Origin of the sequence: Raineyella fluvialis (assembly GCF_009646095.1) — a bacterium.
GTDB lineage: Bacteria > Actinomycetota > Actinomycetes > Propionibacteriales > Propionibacteriaceae > Raineyella > Raineyella fluvialis.
Genome location: NZ_CP045725.1, coordinates 893,458 through 913,133, shown reverse-complemented (window position 1 = coordinate 913,133; position 19,676 = coordinate 893,458). Strand labels below are relative to the sequence as shown.

At 69.5% G+C, this 19,676-nt stretch carries 17 protein-coding genes and 3 pseudogenes; 10 read left to right on the top strand and 10 right to left on the bottom strand.

Translation table 11 applies throughout. The features are described 5' to 3' along the window. Positions 1 to 11: 11 nt before the first annotated feature. Positions 12 to 1,607: an HNH endonuclease signature motif containing protein gene (locus Rai3103_RS18350; RefSeq protein ID WP_153571530.1), complete on the bottom strand. Its 1,596-nt coding sequence runs from the start codon at positions 1,605 to 1,607 to the stop codon at positions 12 to 14. A 112-nt stretch (positions 1,608 to 1,719) separates the two neighbouring features. Between Rai3103_RS18350 and Rai3103_RS04210 the strand changes: the two genes are divergently transcribed. Genes Rai3103_RS04210 through Rai3103_RS04195 form a run of 5 tightly spaced genes read left to right on the top strand, consistent with a single transcriptional unit; the run spans position 1,720 to position 6,178 of the window. Next, positions 1,720 to 2,073 (top strand): hypothetical protein, encoded by a 354-nt coding sequence (locus Rai3103_RS04210; protein WP_153571529.1) that lies wholly within the window; start codon positions 1,720 to 1,722, stop codon positions 2,071 to 2,073. A gap of 58 nt (positions 2,074 to 2,131) precedes the next feature. Next, on the top strand, positions 2,132 to 3,532 hold the full coding sequence (locus Rai3103_RS04205; protein WP_153571528.1) for a sigma 54-interacting transcriptional regulator: 1,401 nt from the start codon (positions 2,132 to 2,134) through the stop codon (positions 3,530 to 3,532). A gap of 34 nt (positions 3,533 to 3,566) precedes the next feature. Further along, positions 3,567 to 4,943, top strand: coding sequence for a hypothetical protein (locus tag Rai3103_RS04200; RefSeq protein ID WP_338420063.1), 1,377 nt, complete (start codon positions 3,567 to 3,569; stop codon positions 4,941 to 4,943). Next, a complete protein-coding gene (locus Rai3103_RS18685; RefSeq protein ID WP_338420062.1) occupies positions 4,871 to 5,584 on the top strand; it encodes a vWA domain-containing protein in 714 nt (237 codons plus the stop codon). The genes Rai3103_RS04200 and Rai3103_RS18685 overlap by 73 nt, the downstream gene beginning before the upstream one ends. A gap of 48 nt (positions 5,585 to 5,632) precedes the next feature. After that, complete coding sequence (locus Rai3103_RS04195; protein ID WP_153571527.1) at positions 5,633 to 6,178, top strand: hemerythrin domain-containing protein; 546 nt, start codon at positions 5,633 to 5,635, stop codon at positions 6,176 to 6,178. Here Rai3103_RS04195 and Rai3103_RS04190 read toward each other — a convergent pair. From Rai3103_RS04190 to Rai3103_RS04170, 5 genes are all read right to left on the bottom strand, one after another. Then, positions 6,172 to 6,492, bottom strand: a complete 321-nt coding sequence (locus Rai3103_RS04190; RefSeq protein WP_153571526.1) for a hypothetical protein — start codon at positions 6,490 to 6,492, stop codon at positions 6,172 to 6,174. The genes Rai3103_RS04195 and Rai3103_RS04190 overlap by 7 nt on opposite strands. A gap of 99 nt (positions 6,493 to 6,591) precedes the next feature. Then, positions 6,592 to 7,617, bottom strand: coding sequence for a LacI family DNA-binding transcriptional regulator (locus Rai3103_RS04185; protein ID WP_153571525.1), 1,026 nt, complete (start codon positions 7,615 to 7,617; stop codon positions 6,592 to 6,594). Between the two features lie 28 nt (positions 7,618 to 7,645). After that, complete coding sequence (locus Rai3103_RS04180) at positions 7,646 to 8,317, bottom strand: methionine ABC transporter permease (protein ID WP_153571524.1); 672 nt, start codon at positions 8,315 to 8,317, stop codon at positions 7,646 to 7,648. Then, positions 8,314 to 9,339, bottom strand: coding sequence for a methionine ABC transporter ATP-binding protein (locus Rai3103_RS04175; protein WP_153571523.1), 1,026 nt, complete (start codon positions 9,337 to 9,339; stop codon positions 8,314 to 8,316). The genes Rai3103_RS04180 and Rai3103_RS04175 overlap by 4 nt, the downstream gene beginning before the upstream one ends. Continuing rightward, the gene (locus tag Rai3103_RS04170; protein WP_153571522.1) at positions 9,336 to 10,175 is read right to left on the bottom strand and encodes a MetQ/NlpA family ABC transporter substrate-binding protein; all 840 of its coding nucleotides are present in this window, start codon (positions 10,173 to 10,175) and stop codon (positions 9,336 to 9,338) included. The genes Rai3103_RS04175 and Rai3103_RS04170 overlap by 4 nt, the downstream gene beginning before the upstream one ends. Positions 10,176 to 10,693: 518 nt before the next feature. Between Rai3103_RS04170 and mtlA the strand changes: the two are divergent. Continuing rightward, a pseudogene (mtlA, locus tag Rai3103_RS18680) lies at positions 10,694 to 12,715 on the top strand (mannitol-specific PTS transporter subunit IIC). A gap of 6 nt (positions 12,716 to 12,721) precedes the next feature. Then, a pseudogene (locus Rai3103_RS04160) lies at positions 12,722 to 13,767 on the top strand (zinc-dependent dehydrogenase). A gap of 74 nt (positions 13,768 to 13,841) precedes the next feature. On the opposite strand, the gene Rai3103_RS04155 reads toward Rai3103_RS04160, so the two are convergent. Then, on the bottom strand, positions 13,842 to 14,054 hold the full coding sequence (locus tag Rai3103_RS04155; RefSeq protein WP_153571521.1) for a dodecin: 213 nt from the start codon (positions 14,052 to 14,054) through the stop codon (positions 13,842 to 13,844). A 130-nt stretch (positions 14,055 to 14,184) separates the two neighbouring features. On the opposite strand from Rai3103_RS04155, the gene Rai3103_RS04150 reads away from it, so the two are divergent. Beyond that, a complete protein-coding gene (locus tag Rai3103_RS04150; protein WP_153571520.1) occupies positions 14,185 to 14,910 on the top strand; it encodes a sulfite exporter TauE/SafE family protein in 726 nt (241 codons plus the stop codon). Here Rai3103_RS04150 and Rai3103_RS04145 read toward each other — a convergent pair. From Rai3103_RS04145 to Rai3103_RS04135, 3 genes and pseudogenes are all read right to left on the bottom strand, one after another. Then, positions 14,911 to 15,770, bottom strand: a pseudogene (locus Rai3103_RS04145) (sugar phosphate isomerase/epimerase family protein). Positions 15,771 to 15,819: 49 nt separating this feature from the next. Continuing rightward, entirely contained in the window at positions 15,820 to 16,815 is a 996-nt protein-coding gene (gene iolG, locus Rai3103_RS04140) for an inositol 2-dehydrogenase (RefSeq protein ID WP_153571519.1), read from the bottom strand. Between the two features lie 108 nt (positions 16,816 to 16,923). Continuing rightward, positions 16,924 to 17,670 (bottom strand): GntR family transcriptional regulator, encoded by a 747-nt coding sequence (locus tag Rai3103_RS04135; RefSeq protein WP_153571518.1) that lies wholly within the window; start codon positions 17,668 to 17,670, stop codon positions 16,924 to 16,926. A 151-nt stretch (positions 17,671 to 17,821) separates the two neighbouring features. On the opposite strand from Rai3103_RS04135, the gene iolC reads away from it, so the two are divergent. Next, on the top strand, positions 17,822 to 18,808 hold the full coding sequence (gene iolC, locus Rai3103_RS04130) for a 5-dehydro-2-deoxygluconokinase (protein ID WP_228489149.1): 987 nt from the start codon (positions 17,822 to 17,824) through the stop codon (positions 18,806 to 18,808). Continuing rightward, complete coding sequence (locus tag Rai3103_RS04125) at positions 18,805 to 19,671, top strand: Cgl0159 family (beta/alpha)8-fold protein (protein ID WP_153571517.1); 867 nt, start codon at positions 18,805 to 18,807, stop codon at positions 19,669 to 19,671. The genes iolC and Rai3103_RS04125 overlap by 4 nt, the downstream gene beginning before the upstream one ends. Positions 19,672 to 19,676: the final 5 nt, after the last annotated feature.

Here is a 19,676-nt window from a genome sequence, read left to right as displayed (position 1 = left end):
CCACACACCGTTTATCTGACACACCCGATCAGCGCCGCCGGGCCATCCGGGCTCGCGTCCGGGTCCTGGTCCGCGCTCGCCGACCCGGGCGGCGGGCACCGCAGCGTCGCCTCTTGCGGCGGTTCGGTCGGTGTCGCCTGGGCTCGGGTGGCTGTGGGGCTGGTGGTTGGGGGTGGGTGAGGTGGAGGAGGGCGTCGAGTTCGGTGGTGGAGTGCTGGTCGGTGGTGGGGTTGTCGGGGTGTGGGTGCCCCAGTTGTCGACGTGGTAGGTGCGTCCGTAGGGGGTGCGCCAGAGCCAGTGGCCGGGCGGGTTTGGTGGCAGCGCCAGCCGGCGTGGGTTTTCGCCCGGTGGGCGGTGCGGCCCAGCGGGCCGAGGTTGGCGGGGCTGGTTTCTCCGCCGTGGCTGTGGGGGGTGGTGTGGTCGAGGTCGGTGTGGCGGGCCCGGCGTGATCCCCAGGGGAAGATTTCGTAGGGGTTGGCGAGGATGACTTGTTCGCGCATGCGTTCGGGGATCTCGTAGGCGTCGACGGGCTCGGAGGTGCGGTGGTCGATCACGCCGGTGACCCGCACGGTCGAGTCGGACAGCAACGCCCGCAGGCTCTGGACGGGGACGGCGCCTTCGCCTTCGAGGCGGGCGACGCCGTCGGGGCCGAGGCGGTCGGCGTTGACGTGGACGTAGAGGCGGACGGGGGCTTTGAGTCGGTCGGCGGTGGTGGTGTCGCCGGCGAGGAGGGCGGCGGCGCGTTCGGGGGTGGCGAGGATGCCCAGGGCGCGGGCGCGGCGCTCGTCCAGGCTCTCGTCCTTCCCGTCGGTGGTGGCGAGGCGGGTGGCGAGGCGGGTGAGGGTCGCGTCGAGTTGGGTCGCGTCGGGGGTCGCGATCCGGGCGAGGACGGTGCGGACGCCGGCGGTGCCGGTTTCGTCGCGGTGGACGTGGGCGTAGCGGCCGGTGCGGGCGCGTTCTTCGGCCTGGGCGGCCCGGGCGGGGTCGGCGGCGACGATCTCGCCCTCGACGAGCTGCTCGAGGCGGGTCCAGGACAGGGCGCCGAGCGCGGGGGCGATGGCTTTGTCGACGCGGAGGGCCTGGGCCCGGTCGAGGCCGGCCCAGCGGACGGCTTGGGCGATCTTGCGGGCCTGCCATACGGGTAGGTGGGCGTTCATCACGGCTTGCCACAGGCGGGGGTGGCGCCAGCGCACGGAGAGGGCGTCGGCGATCTGGCCGCGGGTGGCCTGGTGGGTGGTGTGGAGCAGGGCGGCGATCTCCAGGACGGCGAACTCCGCGACCGGGGGGCAGCCGTCCCCGCCGAGGTCGACCACGCCCTCCCCGCCGGGCAGCAGGGCCTGCTCGGGCGCAGGGGTGGGGGCGAGGGCGGTGAGGTGGGCGGTGATCGCGAACTGGCGGGCTTCCACGGTGGCCTGCAGGGTGCGTAGGGCGTCGATCTCCTCCATCGCCTCGTCGATGGTGGCGGGCAGCAGCCGTTGCGGGCTCAACGCGAGCGGGGTGACCACGTCCAGCATCGTCGGATCGGCCGCGTCGACCGGGCCGGTGTCCAACTCCGGGCCCGTACGCTCCGGGCCCGGATCGGGCCCGTCGAACAGTTCTCCTTGCATGAAACCAACGCTAGGGCACCCCACAGACATCAACCGATCACACGTACGACTGTCGGTGGCCGGGTGTCTGCTGGGTACGGTGGAAGTATCGCGATCCCGAGAGGAGTCGACCATGACCGTGAAGCTCAACAAGCGGGCGTACGACCACGCCAAGGCGTTGATCCGGGACGGGAAGTTCGTCGCGGACCAGCGCGACGACTGGAGCGAGGACGCGCCGTCGACCCAGGAGCTCAGCCGCTTCCTCGAGAAGGAGGGCAAGCTGGAGTACGCGAAGTGGTTCCTCGGTACCGACGACGACGCCCCCTCCGACGAGAGCAAGGAGTACTACAAGTTCCCCTTCAGCGACCTCCGCAAGGTGCACCGCTGCGCGGTGATCTCCGGGGAGAGCCGCGCGGGACAGTACGACCACGACGACATCCGCGACGCGTTCAAGGATCTCCTCCAGCGGATCGACGAGCAGCAGTAGCGCGACCGTCACGAGCCAGGTCTTTTTTCCCGGGGACCACGGGGTTAGCGTGGGCGATGTGACCGGCACCTCATCCTCCGCCCCGTCCCCCCGTACGCTGGGCGAACTCCGCGCCTCCGGGCACCGCCTGCGTGGCGTCCGGGAGGAGATCCGCGACAACCTGCTCGAGATGCTCCGGCGGGGCGAGGACCCGTGGCCGGGACTGCACGGCTTCCGTGACACGGTGATCCCGCAGCTCGAGCGCGCTCTCATCGCCGGCCACGACGTCGTCCTGCTGGGCGAGCGCGGCCAGGGCAAGTCCCGCCTGCTGCGTACGCTCGTCGGCCTGCTCGACGAATGGTCGCCGGCGATCGCCGGATCGGAGCTGGGTGAGCACCCGTACGAACCGATCAGTCCGCTCTGGCGGCGGCGCGCCGCGGAACTCGGCGACGACCTGCCGATCGAGTGGCGGCACCGCAGCGAACGCTATGCGGAGAAGCTGGCCACTCCCGACACCAGCGTGGCCGACCTGATCGGTGACGTCGACCCGATGAAGGTCGCCGAGGGCCGCCATCTGGGCGATCCGGAGACGATCCACTTCGGCCTCGTCCCGCGTAGCCACCGCGGCATCGTCGCGATCAACGAGCTGCCCGACCTGGCCGAACGCATCCAGGTCGCCCTGCTCAACGTGATGGAGGAGCGCGACATCCAGATCCGCGGCTACGTGCTGCGGCTGCCGCTCGACGTGCTGCTGGTCGCCTCGGCCAACCCGGAGGACTACACCAATCGCGGCCGGATCATCACCCCGCTCAAGGACCGCTTCGGCGCCGAGATCCGTACCCACTACCCGACCACCCTCGACGACGAGATCGCCGTCATCCGCCAGGAAGCCCACTTGGTCGCCGAGGTACCCGAGCCGGTGCTGGAGATCGTCGCCCGCTTCACCCGGGCCCTCCGTGAGTCCGCGGCCGTCGACCAACGGTCCGGCGTCAGTGCACGCTTCGCCATCGCGGGCGCGGAGACGGTCGCCGCCTCCGCGCTGCACCGGGCGACAGTCCGCGGCGAGTCCGACCCGGTCGCCCGGGTCGTCGACCTCGACACGGTGGTCGACGTGCTGCGGGGCAAGATCGAGTTCGAGACCGGGGAGGAGGGACGCGAGACCGAGATCCTCACCCACCTGCTGCGGACCGCTGTCGCGGCCTGTGTCCGTGAGCGGCTGCGCGGGGTGGACCTCGGTCTGCTCGTCGCCGCGCTCGAGCAGGGTCGTACGGTCGCCACCGGCGTACGGGTAACCGCGGCGGAGTTCCTGGCCGGGCTGCCTGCGCTGGGGGAGTCCCCGCTGTACGACGAGATCTCCGGCCGGCTCGGCGCGCACTCCCCGGGCGAGGCCGCCAGCGGGATCGAACTCGCCCTTGAGGGCCTCTACCTCGCCCGCCGGATCGGCAAGGAGTCCGGCGGCGGCGAGACCCTCTACGGATGAGCCACGACGGGATGAGCCACGACGGGATGAGCCGATGAGATACACCCGCTATGCCGGCGGCGACCCCCTCGCGCCACCGGTCGACCTGGCCGAGGCCCTCGACTCCATCGGCCACGACGTGATGGCCGGCTGGTCCCCCGAGCGCGCCATGCGGGAGTTCCTCCGGCGTGGTGGCAAGAGGCCCGACGGGCAGGAGCGCAGGGGGCTCGACGACCTGGCCCGCCGGGTCGCCCAGCGCCGCCGCGAACTCCTCGACCGGCATTCCCTCGACGGCACCCTGCAACAGGTCCGCCAGCTCCTCGACAAGGCGGTGCTCGCGGAGCGCAAGCAGCTCGCCCGCGACGCCATGATGGACGAGGGCGACCGGGCGTTCCGTCAGCTGAGGATGGACGACCTGCCCGAGTCGACCCCCGCCGCCGTCGAGGAACTGTCCTCGTACGACTGGCAGAGCAGCGAGGCTCGGGAAGCGTACGACCAGATCAAGGACCTGCTGGGCCGCGAGCTGCTCGACCAGCGCTTCGCCGGGATGAAGCAGGCACTGGAGAACGCCACCGAGCAGGACCGCGAGCAGATCGGTGAGATGCTCCGCGACCTCAACGAGTTGCTCGAGAAGCACCGGCGCGGGGAGGACACCGCGCAGGACTTCGAGGACTTCATGGCCAAGCACGGCCAGTACTTCCCCGAGCAGCCGAAGGACATCGACGAACTGCTGGACTCGCTGGCCCAGCGCAGCGCGGCGGCCCAGCGGATGCTCAACTCGATGAGCTCGGAGCAGCGGGCGGAGCTGATGCAGCTGTCCCAGCAGGCTTTCGGATCCCCGGAGCTGATGGATCAGCTGGCCCGGATGGATGCCAACCTGCGCTCGCTGCGCCCGGGGGAGGACTGGGCCGGTTCCCAGCGGTTCCAGGGCGAGGAGGGCCTGGGGCTGGGGGACGGCACCGGAGTGCTCCAGGACCTCGCGGACCTGGACAATCTCGCCGAGCAGTTGGCCCAGTCGCGGGAGGGCTCCCAGGTCGACGACGTGGACCTGGACGCGCTGGCCCGGCAGTTGGGCGCCGAGGCCGCCGTCGACGCCCGTGCCCTCGCCGAGCTGGAGCGGGCCCTGCGCGACTCCGGCTACCTCAAGCGCGCTCCGGAGGGGACTTGCGGCTCAGCCCCAAGGCGATGCGTCAACTCGGCCGGCATCTGCTGCGCGACGTCGCGACCCGGCTGGCGGCCCGCTCCGGGCAGCGCGATGCACGCCGCGCCGGTCAGCTCGGCGAGTCGACCGGTGCCTCGCGGACCTGGGAGTTCGGCGACACCGAACCCTGGGCGGCGACGCGGACGGTCACCAACGCCGTGCTACGCACGATCGCCGCCGGTGGCTCGGCCGCCGGGGGCGTGCGCGTCATCCTCGACGACGTCGAGGTGACCGAGACCGAAGCGCGCACCCGGGCGGCCGTCGCCCTGCTCGTCGACACCAGCTTCTCGATGGCGCTGGACGGCCGCTGGGTGCCGATGAAGCGGACGGCGCTGGCGCTGCACCACCTGCTGCGCAGCCGCTTCCGGGGGGACGAACTGCAGGTGATCGGCTTCGGCCGGGTGGCGAAGGTGATGGACATCGAGGAGCTCATCGGCCTGGACAGTCAGTGGGAGAAAGGCACCAACCTCCACCACGCCCTGCTGCTGGCGAACCGCTTCTTCCGCAAGCATCCCGACGCCCAGCCGGTCCTGCTCATCGTCACCGACGGCGAGCCCACCTCCCACCTCGAGGCGGACGGGGAGGTCTGGTTCGACTACCCGCCGCATCCGCTGACGATCGCCCGTACGGTCCAGGAGCTCGACGCCTCCCGACGGCTGGGCGCCCAGACGACGTTCTTCCGGCTCGGTGACGATCCCGGGCTGGCCCGCTTCGTCGACTCGATGGCGCGCCGCGCGGACGGGCGCGCCGTGGCGGCCGACGTGGACGACCTCGGTGCCGCCGTGGTGGGAAGTTACCTCGGCTCCCGGGCCCGCACCTCCCGTCGGGACGCCTTCGGCGGCGGGGGCGATCGCGGCCTGTGGGCCCTGTAGGGCCGCAGGGGATGTTTGAAGGTCCGCTCGCTGGGGAAGAGGAGCGGCATGACGACCATCGAGATTCCCCGCCCCGTCGTGGGCGACGTCGTGGAACTGATCATCAACGATCACCGCTTCTTCGAGTCCCTGCTGCGCGCCCTCAGGGACGCCTCGGCAGACCGCGGCGCCGCGCGCGAGGCGCTGTCGCACGCCCTGATCGCGCACGGTGAAGCGGAGGAGTCCGAGGTCTACCCCAAGCTCGCGCGCAAGGACGCCATCAGCGGGCAGGAGGAGCACCACGGGAAGAAGGAACACGCCAAGGGCAACGCGGCGCTCCTGGCCCTGCTGGAGTGCAAGGGGACGAGCACCCAGAAGTTCGACGACGCGGTCGAGGAACTGGCCACCGCCCTCAACCACCACATCGGCGAGGAGGAGCAGACCATCCTCAACGGTGCCCGGAACGACGTGCCCGACGCGACCCGCCGGGACCTGGGACAGTCGTGGGCGGCCCGTCGCAACCAGTTGCTGGACGAGGGCTGCGGAGACATCGAGAAGGTCCGCGAGATCGTCGCGAGTGAGGCGGAGCTGCTCCAGGAGTCCGAGAGTCAGTAGGGCACGGAGTTCATCAGCAGGACGAAGCTGAGGACGGTCAGGCCGGCCAGCGCCAGGCCGACGAACCCGGCCACGCGCGTCCGGGGAAGCCGCAGCGCCGCGATCCCGGTGCCGAGCGCGCCGAAGAGCCCGATCGGCAGGAACGCCAGCCCGGCGATGCGCGACCACTCGGGCGGATCGGCTGTGGTGTACGTCAGGTACCAGCCCCAGCCGACGGCCGCGAAGCCGAGCACGCCGAGGACGATGCTCCAGATGCCGAGGTGCATCTCGGGAGTGCTGCGAGACACGTGAGTGGCGGAGTGGACTGGGGACATCTCGCGACCCTCCGGGGAACGTCGGTCCTTCTTGCTACGAGTATCCGTCCCGGCGGCGGGCGACGTCGGTGGCACTTCGCCCGGCCTCAGTGAGGTGCATCACGGCAAGGGGGCGCGACGTGGTGGCGCGGTGGATCCGCGTACGTGCAGGGTGGTGGCGACCTCGACCACCCGCGCGTCGCGGGACGGATCGTCCAGTCGGGCGATCAGCAGCCGGCCGGCCTGCACGCCGACCGCGTAGTTGCCGTTGTCGACCGAGCTGAGGGAGATGTGGCGGATACGGGCGAGGTACGTGTCGTCGTAGCCCACCAGTGACAGGCCGTCCGGCACGTTGATGCCGGCGTCGGCCGCGGCGGAGAGCGCGCCCACGGCGGAGATGTCATTGAAGGCGAAGATCGCCGTCGGCGCGTCCTCGCGGGTCAGTAATCGGCGGGTGGACGCGTAGCCGCTGTCCTCGCTCATCCCGCCCGCCTCGGCGTAGCGGTCCGGGTCCAGGCCGGCGGCGAGCATCGCTCGACGATAGCCCTGGAGCCGCAGCGCCCCCTCCTCGCCCGGTCCCCGCAGGTGCGCGATCCGGCGATGTCCCAGCCCGATGAGATGCTCGGTGGCCATCCTGGCGCCCGTCAGGTCGTCGTCGACGGCCACGTCTCCGCCGGGCAGCCGTGGCTGGCGGGCACCGGCCAGGACGACCGGGAAGAGTGCGCTGGCCTCCGTGAGGGCGGCCGCATCCGGCGTGGCGCCCACCACGACGAGCCCGTCGACGCCGAGTCCGGTGAGGGACTGTACGGCATCGCCCCCGGCGCGTCGTACGGTCACGCTCTCGGAGAGCACCGGGGTGAGGCCCGCCGCGTGGAGTGTCGTGGTGAGGCCGTCGAGCAGTTCGGCGAACCACGGATTGCGCAGGTCGTTCAGCAGCACCCCGACGATCCCGGAGCGGGAGCTGGACAGCGCCCGGGCCGCGTGGTTGGGCCGATAGCCCAGATCGGCCATCGCCCGGTACACCGCCCGACGGCGCTCGTCGCTGACATGCGGGTCGCCGCGCAGCACCAAGGAGACCAGCGACTTCGAGACGCCGGCCTTCTCGGCCACGTCGCGGATGGTCGCCCCGTCCGTACGCTCCGTCATCGCCCGCCCCTCCTCGCGCGGCCGGGGCTCAGCGCTTGTGGGCCCGTGCCCGCAGCCAGCCGTCCCCGATCATCTGGATACCCTGCACCAGGATGATCAATACCACGACGCAGGCGATCAGGACCTGGTTGTTGAAGCGTTGGTAACCGTAGACGAGCGCGAGGTCACCCAGACCTCCGCCACCGATGACACCGGCCATGGCGGAAGAGCCGACCAGCATCACCAAGGTGAGCGTGGATCCGGCGATGACACCGCTGGCCGCCTCCGGCAGCAGCACCTTGCGGATGATCTGCATGTCCGAGGCACCCATCGCCGCCGCGGCCTCGATCCGGCCGCGGGGGACCTCGGCCAGCGCGTTCTCCACCACCCGGGCGAAGAACGGGATGCCGGCGATGCTCAGCGGCACGATCGCGGCCGTCGGGCCAATCGCGGTGCCGACGATGAGCCGGGTCAGGCCGAGCAGCAGGATCAGCAGCACGATGAACGGCATCGACCGGACGATGTTGACGACGGTGCCGAGCACCTGGTTGACGGTGCCGTTCGGCCGCAGCCCGCGGCGCTCGGTGACGTGCAGCAGGACGCCCAGCACGACGCCGGCCACGAAGGCGATGACGAACGAGACGCTGACCATGTAGACGGTCTCCAACAGCGCCGTCCAGAGCTCCGGCAGGGCCTGGACCCAGGTGACCTTGTCAGTCATGCGAGCTCCTCCTCGAGCGGGGCCGCGGGGGCGGGCAGTCGGTCGAGCCAGGTCAGCTGCACCTGCTCGTGCCGGCGGAGGTAGTCCTCGACGATCGCCCGGTCCACGTCGGGTGCGAACTGCAGCACCACCTTGCCGACGCGCCGGCCGGCGATTCGCTCGACCCCGCCGGCCACGACGGAGATGTCGAGGTCGTGCGTACGGGCGAGCTCGCTGAGCCAGGGCCGGTCCGCGTCGTCGTCCAGGGCGGTGATCAGGGCGGCTCCGGGGCGGCCCGCCACTCCGGACGGGATCGGGGCGACCAGTTGGCCCAGGGCGGACCCGGCGTCCGTGACCAGGTCGACGACCGGGCCGGACTCGGTGATACGGCCATGGTCCAGCAGCGCGGCATGGGTGCAGATCCGCCGGACGACCGCCAGTTCATGCGTGATGAGGACGATGGTCACGCCGAGGGACCGATTGACCCGGACCAGCAGGTCGAGGATCTGGCTGGTGGTGGCCGGGTCGAGGGCGCTGGTCGGTTCGTCGCAGAGCAGGACGTCCGGGCGTGCGGCGAGCGCGCGGGCGATGCCGACGCGCTGCTGCTGCCCTCCGGACAACTGGGAGGGGTACGAGCGTTCCCGGCCCTGCAGGCCGACGAGCTCGACGAGCTCGGCGATCCGGTCCCGGCGCTCCTGGTCGGAGGCCTTGGCCAGCTCCAGCGGCAGGCCGATGTTGTCGGCGACCGTACGGGAGTGCAACAACTCGAAGTGCTGGAAGACCGTCCCGATCCGCCGCCGGGCCGCCCGCAGATCGGCGGACGACAAAGTGGTCAGGTCGTCCCCGTTGAGGACGATCCGACCACCGGTGGGTTGCTCCAGCAGGTTCAGACAGCGGAGCAGTGTTGACTTGCCGGCGCCCGAAGGCCCGACGATGCCTTGGATGGCACCGTCGGGCACATTCAGCGTCACGCCGGTCAGCGCCTTGACGTCACCATGCTGTCGCGTGGTGTACGTCTTGGCGAGCTGGTCGATCTCGATCACTTGGCACTCTCATGGACGGGGACGATGGAGTCACCGTACTTCTGCTTGATCCAGTCCGCCGTCTGCTTGGACTCCAGCGCCGCGGCGAGTTCCTTGATGCCCGCGTCGTCCTTCTTCGCGGCCGTCGTCACGAGGATGTTGGCGTACGGGTTGTTCGTGCTGGACTCCACGGCCAGGCCGTCCTTGGCCGGGTTGAGGCCGGCCTCGATCGCGTAGTTGGAGTTGATCACCGAGGCGGCGACCTGCGGGTCGTCGAGCGTACGCGGCAGCTGCGGGCGGTCCAGCTCGACGAACTTGAGCTGCTTCTGGTTGGCGGCGATGTCGGCTTCAGTGATGGTCGACAGGTTGGCCTTGTCGGCCGGCTGCTTCATCGTCAGCAGACCGGCGCCCTGCAGCTCGTAGAGGGCGCGCGCGTAGTTGGTCGGATCCTTCGGGACCGCGATCGTGGAGCCGGCCGGGATGTCGGCGATCGCCTTGTACTTGCGCGAGTAGACGGCCATCGGCTCGATGTGCGTGGACGCGACGATGACGAGGTTGTCCGTCTTGTGCTGGCGCTGCCAATCGTCCAGGTAGGGCTTGTGCTGGAAGAAGTTCGCGGTGACGTCGCCGGCCTCGAGCAGCTGGTTGGGGTCGATCTCACCGGAGATCGTCTTGACCTCGACCTTGGTGTTCTTGAGCTGGCCGGAGTCCTGCACGTACTTGAGGATCTCGGCGTGCGGCGTGGCGGAGGCCGAGATCGTCAGCGTCTCCTGGCCCTTGGTGCATCCGGAGAGTCCTACCGCCGACAGGGTCAGAGCCGCGATGGTGGCGGCGAGCGCGCGGAATCGAATTGTCATGTGTCGTCCTTGGTGTGGGTACGGTCAGAAGGATGCCAGCTCGGGTCAGAGCCGGATCGGGGTGGTCCGTCGCGCAGTCCTCAGCGCGTGAGCATTCGCCGCCACATCGCACGGCAGCACATGGCGCCGCCGGGGGCGACGGGGTGCTGCGGGTGCGGGGCGAGGAGCATGGTCACGGCCCACAGATTAGCCAAAGTTATCGATCGGCACAAATCGTCTTATGCACGTCAGGGTGGTGAGCGGTGCATGCCCGTTTCTGGCGGTCCTGTGCAGGGCCCCAGATCGGCGCCGTTACGTGGCTCACGTCCTGCGGGTCTTGCGTGAAAGGCAAGGCTGACCTCAGTTGATGCCCGATTGTGTGAGGTAATTGTGTCGATGTTCCATCGGGCGGTCCATTACGGCTAAAGCACAGACGATCGGAGCATCTTGACAAACACAAACGGGCAGTGGAGTCTGGTGCCACGATCAAGGACGATCCTGTTCGCGTTCGCGCGGGCAGCCATACCAACGGAGTTGAGATGTCTTTCGCTCTCCCCGACGCACGCGTCAACAAGAACCTCGAAGGTCACGGGTTCCGAGCCACGGTGCAGAAGTTCGGCGGGTTCCTGGCCGGCATGATCATGCCGAACATCGGCGCGTTCATCGCCTGGGGCCTGCTCACCGCGTTCGTGATCCCGACGGGCTGGACCCCGAACGCCGACCTCGCCAAGATGGTCGACCCGATCATCACCTACCTGCTTCCGCTGCTGATCGGCTACACGGGCGGCCGCACCGTCCATGGCCAGCGCGGCGCCGTCATCGGCGCCATCGCCACGATGGGCGTCATCGTCGGATCCTCGGTCCCGATGTTCCTCGGTGCCATGTTCATGGGTCCGCTGGCCGCCTGGCTGCTGAAGCAGTTCGACAAGGTGGTCCGGGATCGGGTCCCGTCCGGCTTCGAGATGCTGGTCGACACCTTCTCGATCGGCATCCTTGGTGCCGGACTGGCGATCTTCGGCCGGTACCTGATCGAGCCGGTCGTCACCGCCCTGGTGAACTGGATGGCCGGTGGCGTCGACTTCCTGGTCTCCCGGCACCTGTTGCCGCTGGCCTCGATCCTGGTCGAGCCGGCCAAGGTGCTCTTCCTCAACAACGCCGTCAACCACGGCATCCTCACCCCGCTCGGCATCGAGCAGGCCAAGGCGGCCGGCAGCTCGATCCTGTTCATGGTCGAGTCCAACCCCGGTCCCGGCTTCGGCCTCCTGCTGGCCTTCTGGATCGCCGGCCCCGCGTGGTGCGTGGCACCGTCCCCGGCGCCATCATCATTCACCTCTTCGGTGGCATCCACGAGATCTTCTTCCCCTACGTGCTGATGAAGCCGAAGCTGATCGCCGCCACCATCCTCGGCGGCATGTCCGGTGTCTTCACCGGTACGGTGCTCGGCGCCGGCCTGGTCGCCCCCGCCTCGCCCGGTTCGATCCTCGCCTGGATGGCCGTCACCCCGCGCGGCAACTACCTCGCCAACCTGGCCGACTTCGGCGTCGCCACGGTCGTGTCCTTCGTGGTCGCCTTCCTGTTGCTGAAGGCTGAGGGGAAGGAACCCGACGTGCTCACCGAGGAGGAGCTGACCGGTGAGCCTCTCGAGGGTGAGGCCGCCGCGGCCGCCGCGGCTGCCGCCGTCGCCGCCAACCCCACCATCAGCGGCAAGGATGTCCGCCAGGTCGTCATCGCCTGCGACGCCGGCATGGGGTCCAGCGTGATGGTCGCCAGCGCCATGAAGAAGAAGCTCAAGCCGTACGGGGTCGACGTGATCCACACCCCGGTGAACGAGATCCCCCGGACGCCCAACTAGTGCTCACGCAGGAGGGTCTGGCCGACCGGGCACGTCGCCAGGTGCCCAACGCCGCCATCGTCCCTTCAAGGTGTACATGGGTGATCCCGCCTTCGCCCGGGTCGAGGAGGCCATCAAGGCCGGCGAACCGATCGGTCCGGACCTGATGAGCGGCCACGCGGCCGCCGTCGCCCCCGCCCCCGCCGCCGCGGGTGCTGCCGCCGTCACGACGGGCGCCGCGGGAGCCGCCACGGCCACCGCTGCCCGTCCGCGTCGCTCGAAGAAGAAGCTGCCCTCCGACATCCTGCCCAAGGAGGCCATCCGGCTCGGTCTGCCCTCGCGCACCAAGGACGAGGTGATCCGGCTCTGCGGCGACACCCTCGTGGGGATCGGGGCGACGGACCCGGCCTACACCGACGCCATGTTCGGTCGCGAGCAGCAGGTCTCGACCTTCATGGGCAACGGCATCGCCATCCCGCACGGCACCAACGAGGGCCGTACGTACGTGAAGCAGACCCGGCTGGGCTTCCTGCAGTTCCCCGAGGGGGTCGACTGGGACGGCAACACGGTCTACGTGGCCATCCCGATCGCCTCGAACGGTGACGAGCACGTCGGCATCCTCGGCGCCCTGGCCAGCGTTCTCGCTGATCCCGCCAGCGCGGCCCAGCTCCGTTCCGCATCCAGTCCCGAAGAAGTCCTGGAGCTCCTGGCTCCGGAAGAAGGAGAGTGAACCCGAATGAAGGCGTTGCGTTTCTATGCCCCAAGGACGTCCGCGTGGAGGACGTACCGGAGCCCGTCTGTGGACCCAACGAGGTGAAGATCAAGGTCAAGAACTGCTCGACCTGCGGCACCGACGTCAAGATCTTCAACAACGGGCACCCGAACATCACCGGGACCACGACGATGGGCCACGAGGTCGCGGGCGAGGTGGTCGAGGTCGGGGCACAGGCACGCGGCGGTTTCACGGTCGGTGACCGGGTCCAGTCCATCGCGGCCGTCCCGTGCGGCGAGTGCTACGAGTGCAAGAAGGGCTGGATGGAGGTCTGTCAGAACCAGACCTCCGTCGGCTACCAGTACGACGGTGGCTTCGCCGAGTACATGATCGTCCCCGAGCAGGTGCTCAAGGTCGACGGCCTGAACCGGATCCCGGATGGTGTCGGCTACGACGAGGCCTCCGCGGCCGAGCCGTTCGCCTGCGCGATCAACGCCCAGGAGCAGGTCGGCATCGAGGAGGGTGACTTCGTCGTCGTCTTCGGTGCGGGCCCGATCGGCTGCATGCACATCCGGATCGCCCGCGGCGTGCACAAGGCCGGGACCATCGTCCTGGTCGACATCAACGCCGAGCGCCTGAAGATGTCGGCGGAGGCCGTGCACCCGGACGCCACCATCGACGGTTCGACCGAGGATGTCGTCACCAAGGTGCTGGAGATGACCGACGGCCGCGGCGCCGATGTGGTGATCACCGCGACGCCGGCCAACATCACCCAGGAGCAGGCGGTCGCGATGACCGCCCGCAACGGCCGGATCTCGTTCTTCGGTGGTCTGCCGAAGACGAACCCGACGATCACCCTGGACTCGAACCTCGTCCACTACCGCCAGCTGCACATCCACGGTGCCAACGGCTCCTCGCCCGACCACAACAAGCGGGCGCTGCAGTACATCGCCTCGGGACAGGTGCCGGTCAAGGACCTGATCACCGAGCATGTGCCGCTCGAGCGGGTCCTGGACGCCTTCGAGATCGTCCGCAAGGGTGAGGCGATCAAGGTCACCGTCGAGCCCTGATCCCCCGCCACCAGCCGTACGCGCCGTCCCGCATCTCCTGTGGGGCGGCGCGTGCTGTCATCTCTGCGGCGGAGTCATGCCTGGGGCAGGCGGGCGCCGATCTTGACCGTGACCTGGTGGTGGGCGACCTGGCCGTCCACCACGTGCCCGCGCAGCTGGACGACCTCGAACCAGTCGACCCCGCCGTAGCGCGCCTCGGCGTCGCTGACAGCGTTGCTGATGGCGGCCTCGACGCTGTCGGGAGAGGTCCCGACCATCTCGATGATCCGGTAGGTGTGCTGGCTCACGATCGTCCTCCGCGGCTGGGGTGTGGTTCAGATCACTGTAACGGCCGTCCCGTACGACGGTCCCGTTCCTTCATGTCTGAACAAGCTGCACAATATGTAGTAACAAATTGTCGACGCGAGGGACTGTCCGATGCTCCACCTCACCGCGCTGGGCTGGTGTCTCCTGGCGCTCACCGCCTTCGTCGGCGGGTTCTCGAAGACCGCGCTGTCCGGGGCCGCCACCGCCGCGGTGGTGCTCGCGGCCCTCGTCCTGCCCGCGAAGGAATCCACCGCACTGCTGCTGGTGATGCTGCTCGCCGGCGATGCCTGGGCCATCCGGACCTACTGGCGCGACGCCGACTGGCGCCTGCTGGTGCGCCTCATCCTGCCCGTGGTGGTCGGGGTCGCGGCCGGTGGTGTGTTCCTCGGCCGGGTCGACGACCATCTGCTGCGCCGGACGATCGGCGCGATCCTGCTGGTCCTGCTGGTCGTCGGCCTGCTCACCCGCCACCACCGACCGGGCCGGGTGGAGGGACAGTTGTACGGAGGCCTGGCCGGGTTCACCACCATGGTCGCCAACGCCGGCGGACCAGCGATGAGCCTCTACCTGCTCGGCGCCCGGTACGGAAAGCTGGCCTTCCTCGGCACCACCGCCTGGTTCTTCGCCACCGTCAACCTGGTGCTCAAGCTGCCGGTGATGATCAGCCTCGGCATGATGACCCGCCCGGTGGTCCTCACCGGGCTGGCCCTCGTGCCGGTCGTCTGGCTGGGGGCCTGGGTCGGCCGGCTGGTGGTGGCCAGGCTGGACGATATGTGGTTCGCCCGCCTGGTCACCGCCTTCGTCGTCGTCTCGGCGTTCTACCTCGTGCTGGCCTGATCAGGCCAGTGCCGCGAGGGCCTGCAGCGAGGCCTTGGCGGAAGCCACCGGGCCGCCGTCGGCCGGCGGCTCGCCGTCCAGCATGATGTCCTGCTCCAGCACGTAGTAGCCGTCGAAGCCGGCAGCGTCGAGCGTCTTCACGATGCCGGCGAAGTCGATGTCGCCCTCGCCGATGGGGGCGAACATGCCGCCTTGACGCCGTCGGACCACGACAGGGTGCCCGGCAGCAGCTGGTCGGTCATCTCCTTGTGGACGTCCTTGGCGTGGACGATGGCCACCCGGTCGGCGTACTGGCGGGTGAGCTCGGCCACGTCGGCACCACCAGCCGCGAGGTGGCCGGTGTCCAGGCACAGACCCACGGAGGAGTTGTCGAGCACCCGGCGCACCTCGTCGACGTTCTGCACCATCGTGCCCCAGTGGGGGTGGATGCAGGCGGTGACGCCGGCCTCGGCGCACACCTCGCTGATCCGGGTCAGGTTGGCGAACAGCGTCGCCCAGCCCTGCTCGTCGAGCACCGGGCGGTCGTCGTAGCCGTCCCGGCCGGAGTCGGCGGCGAGGATGAGGTACTCGCCACCGGCGACGGCGAAGGCCTCGAGCTCGCGGCGCACCGCGGGGATCGGGTCGTGGTCCGGGTCGTGCATGACGGCGAGGAAGAACGAGCCGACCGGCTTCAGCTCGTAGCCCGCCACCGCCTCGGCACGGGCGGCCGGCTCCTCGGGCAGCCAGCCCTGCGGGCCGAACTCGGTGGCGGTCAGGCCGATGGCCTTCATCTCGGTGAGCACGCGCTCGGGGGTCATCTGGTATCCCCAGCCGGGGACCTCGCATACGCCCCAGGTGATGGGGGCTCCGGCGATCTTCATGTCTGTTCCTTCGCAGTCGAGAGGTACTGGAGTGTTGAGGGGGTGGTGCTCAGAGTCGGACGGTGGCGCCGGTGCGGGCGGACTCGCCGGCGGCCTCGGCGATACGGAGGGCCTCCACGCCGTCGGCGATGGTCGGGGAGACCGGGTGGCCCTGGGTCAGGGCATCGATGAAGGCGGTCAGCTCGTCGCGGTAGGCGTCGGCGTAGCGCTCCAGGAAGAAGTCCAGGTACGGCGCCTTGGCGTCGGAGGCCTCGCGGGTCGACACCTGGAGGGTGGTGGGGCGCTGGTTGTCGGCCAGGATGGCACCCTGCGGGCCGAAGGCCTCGAGGCGCTGGTCGTAGCCGGTGGCGCAGTGCCGGGAGTTGATGATCGTCGCGGCCGCACCGCTCGCCGAGCGGAGCACGATGACCGCACCGTCGTAGTCGCCGCTGTCGGCGAGCTCGGGGTCGAGGTGCTGGCCGGTCGCGCTGACCTCGGCGACGTCACCCAGGAAGAACCGGGCGGTGTCGAAGTCGTGGATCGTCATGTCCTTGAAGATGCCGCCGGACTGGGCGAGGTACGCCTTCGGCGGGGCCGCCGGGTCCCGCGAGATGATGGTGAGCTGCTCCAGCGGTCCGATGGCGCCCTCCTCGACCAGCGCCCGTGCCCTGGCGAACGAGGGGTCGAAGCGGCGGTTGAAGCCGAGCATCACCGGGACGTCGTCGAGCTCGGCGAGGCGACGCTGGAGCTCCTCGGCATCGGCCAGCTGCATCGCCACCGGCTTCTCGCACAGCGCCGGCTTGCCGGCGCTCACCGCGGCGAGGATGTGCTCGACGTGCAGCGGGGTGGGTGAGCCGATCACCACGGCATCGACGTCCTCGGCGGCGAAGACGTCGGCCGCGTCGGTGCAGGCCCGGGCGCCGTAGGTCCCGGCGACGGACTCCGCGGCCGCGACGACAGGGTCACAGACCAGGGTGAGGGTCGCCGCGGGGTGGGCGGCGATCGTGCGGGCGTGGACCTGGCCGATGCGGCCTGCTCCGATCAGTGCGAAACGCAGGTGGGTCATGAATGTTCCTCGTCACCGGCGGACCGGCCTCACTGCCGGCCTCGTGTAGCCAAGAACGATTCAATCGACAGGTCAAGCCAATGTCAATTCTATGTCAGGACAAACACACTATTGGCGCGCGACAAGTGTCAGATCGAACGAGTAGAGCGTCGGCCGGTAGACATGGGTGCCGTACTCCACGACGCGTCCGGCGCTGTCGTACGCCTTGCGGCTCATGGTCAGCAATGGTGCTCCGACCTCCTCCGACAGGAGTTCGCCCTCCTCCGCGGTGGCTGCGCGGGCCCCGATCACCTGCTTGGCGGTGGCGATGTGGATGCCGGCGTCGTTGAAGCACTTGTAGAGGCCGTGCTCGTTGAGGTCGGTCCAGGAGGGGGCCAGTTCGATCGGGATGAGGTTCGTCAGTACCGCCAGCGGTCGATTGTCAGCCGAGCGCAGGCGGACGATCCGGACCACGCCTCGGCCGGCCTCGATGGCGAGCAGGTCGGCCTCGTCCTCGTCGGCCTCGTGCACCTCGTACGAGAGCACCTTGGTGCTCGGCGTGAACCCTTCGCGGGCCAGGTCGTCGTAGAGCGAGGTCAGTTCGATCGGGCGGTGCACCTGCGGTGGGGTGACCGTCGTCCCCACGCCACGGCGGCGGGTGAGCAGGCCGCGGTTCACGAGTTCCTGCATCGCCCGGCGAGCGGTGGGCCGCGACACGTCGAGGCGCTGCGCCATCGAGATCTCGTCCTCGATGCGTGCCCCGGAGGGGAGCTCACCTGACACGATCGCCTGCTCGATCGGCTCGGCGATCTGCTTGTAGAGCGGCTCGTCGGAGTCGCGATCGATGACGATAGTGGGCTCGTAGTAGTCGCTCATGGTCATCCTTGTCCGTACGGCCGTCACGAGTATTGGTAGTGCCCACTGTAGCGACTTATGACAAGAGGTGGGCTTTGTATGGACAAAGTGTTGACCTTGTTCGTCAAGTCGGGCAGACTGGGGGCAGTCCCCAAAGGAGAGGCAGGCAGCAGTGGACACGTCAACGTCATCAGTCCCTGATGTCCTCACCATCGGTCGTAGTGGTGTGGACATCTACCCGATGCAGATCGGCGTCGGACTGGAGGAGGTGGCCACCTTCGGGAAGTTCCTCGGTGGGTCGCCGACCAACGTCGCTGTCGCGGCGGCCCGGATGGGCCACTCCGCGGCGGTGATCACCGGGGTCGGGGATGACCCCTTCGGGCGGTTCGTCCGCCTGGAGATGGCCCGGCTCGGCGTCGATCCGCGCTACGTCGTCACGAACCCGGATTTCAAGACGCCGGTGACGTTCTGCGAGATCTTCCCGCCGGACGACTTCCCGCTGTACTTCTACCGTGAGCCCACGGCCCCCGACCTGCAGTTGCGGCCCGAGGACGTCCCCGACACCGTCCGCGACGCGAAGATCTTCTGGCTCTCGGTGACCGGCCTGTCGATCGAGCCGACCCGCAGCGCCCACCACCGGGCCATCGAGTTGCGCGGGCGCACACCGCTCACCATCCTCGACCTGGACTACCGCCCGATGTTCTGGCAGAGCGAGGAACTCGCCCATGCGGAGGTGGACCGCGTCCTGGCGTACGCCGACATCGCAGTGGGCAACAAGGAGGAGTGCCGGATCGCGGTCGGTGAGACCGAGCCGGACCGGGCGGCCGACGCGCTGCTCGAGCGCGGCGTACAGGTCGCCATCGTCAAGCAGGGCCCGCTCGGCACCCTGGCGAAGACCCGCGACGAGCGCGTCGTCGTGCCGGTCACCCCGGTCGAGGTCTGCAACGGGCTGGGGGCCGGCGATTCCTTCGGCGGCGCACTCTGCCATGCCCTGTTGCAGGGCTGGGACCTCGCCCGTGCCGTCTCCTTCGCCTCCACCGCCGGCGCGATCGTCGCGTCGCGCCTGGAGTGCTCCACCGCCATGGCCACCGAGCAGGAGGTCCTCGACCTGATGGCCGCCAATCCCCAGTCCGCCCCCGAGGTCGAGGTGCTCTCATGACATTGATCGAAAAACTCACCGAGGTCCGCTTCCACGAACCCGCCGCCGTCCGGCGCGCCTTGGCCGAACGTCCCCGCGGCACCCTGCCGCAGGGCGACGCGAAGCTGATGGTCATCGCCTGCGACCACCCGGCCCGCGGCGCCCTGGGCGCCGGCTCGGACCCGATGGCGATGGCCTCCCGCGAGGAGGTGCTGGCCCGCTGCGTGGAAGCCCTGACCCGCCCCGGCGTGAACGGCTTCCTCGGCTCGGCCGACATCATCGAGGACCTCGCCCTGCTCGGGGTGCTGGACCACAAGATGGTCTGGGGCACGATGAACCGGGTCGGCCTGCAGGGCTCGTCGTTCGAGATGGACGACCGGTTCAACTGCTACGACGCCCGCGGCATCGAGGACGCCGGACTCGACGGCGGCAAGATGCTGCTGCGGATCAACTATGACGACGCCGGCACCGCCTCAACCCTGACCTCCTCGGCGCTGGCCGTCGACGACCTGGCCGACCGCGGGCTGACCGCCATGGTGGAGCCCTTCATCTCCGCCCGCACCGACGGGCGCATCGTCAACGACCTCACCCCCGACGCGGTCATCCGGTCGATGGCCATCGCCTCGGCCCTGGGGCGGACCTCCGCCTACACCTGGCTCAAGCTGCCCTGCGTGGACGAGATGGAGCGGGTGATGGAGGCCACCACCCTCCCGTCGCTGATCCTCGGCGGCGAGGTCCCCGACGATCCGGAAGCGGCCCTCTCCGGGTGGGCGACCGCCCTGACCCTGCCGAACGTCCGCGGCCTGGTGATCGGACGATCCCTGTTGTTCCCGCCCGACGGCGACGTCGGCGGCGCGGTCGACCGAGCGGTGGCCCTCCTGTGAACGAC

Excerpts from the sequence above, each read along its gene's own strand:
- Rai3103_RS18350 (WP_153571530.1), bottom strand. The coding sequence starts at position 1,607 with ATGCAAGGAGAACTGTTCGACGGGCCCGATCCGGGCCCGGAGCGTACG.
- Rai3103_RS04210 (WP_153571529.1), top strand. The coding sequence starts at position 1,720 with ATGACCGTGAAGCTCAACAAGCGGGCGTACGACCACGCCAAGGCGTTG.
- Rai3103_RS04200 (WP_338420063.1), top strand. The coding sequence starts at position 3,567 with ATGAGATACACCCGCTATGCCGGCGGCGACCCCCTCGCGCCACCGGTC.
- Rai3103_RS04195 (WP_153571527.1), top strand. The coding sequence starts at position 5,633 with ATGACGACCATCGAGATTCCCCGCCCCGTCGTGGGCGACGTCGTGGAA.
- Rai3103_RS04190 (WP_153571526.1), bottom strand. The coding sequence starts at position 6,492 with ATGTCCCCAGTCCACTCCGCCACTCACGTGTCTCGCAGCACTCCCGAG.
- Rai3103_RS04185 (WP_153571525.1), bottom strand. The coding sequence starts at position 7,617 with ATGACGGAGCGTACGGACGGGGCGACCATCCGCGACGTGGCCGAGAAG.
- Rai3103_RS04180 (WP_153571524.1), bottom strand. The coding sequence starts at position 8,317 with ATGACTGACAAGGTCACCTGGGTCCAGGCCCTGCCGGAGCTCTGGACG.
- Rai3103_RS04170 (WP_153571522.1), bottom strand. The coding sequence starts at position 10,175 with ATGACAATTCGATTCCGCGCGCTCGCCGCCACCATCGCGGCTCTGACC.
- Rai3103_RS04150 (WP_153571520.1), top strand. The coding sequence starts at position 14,185 with ATGCTCCACCTCACCGCGCTGGGCTGGTGTCTCCTGGCGCTCACCGCC.
- iolG (WP_153571519.1), bottom strand. The coding sequence starts at position 16,815 with ATGACCCACCTGCGTTTCGCACTGATCGGAGCAGGCCGCATCGGCCAG.
- Rai3103_RS04135 (WP_153571518.1), bottom strand. The coding sequence starts at position 17,670 with ATGAGCGACTACTACGAGCCCACTATCGTCATCGATCGCGACTCCGAC.
- Rai3103_RS04125 (WP_153571517.1), top strand. The coding sequence starts at position 18,805 with ATGACATTGATCGAAAAACTCACCGAGGTCCGCTTCCACGAACCCGCC.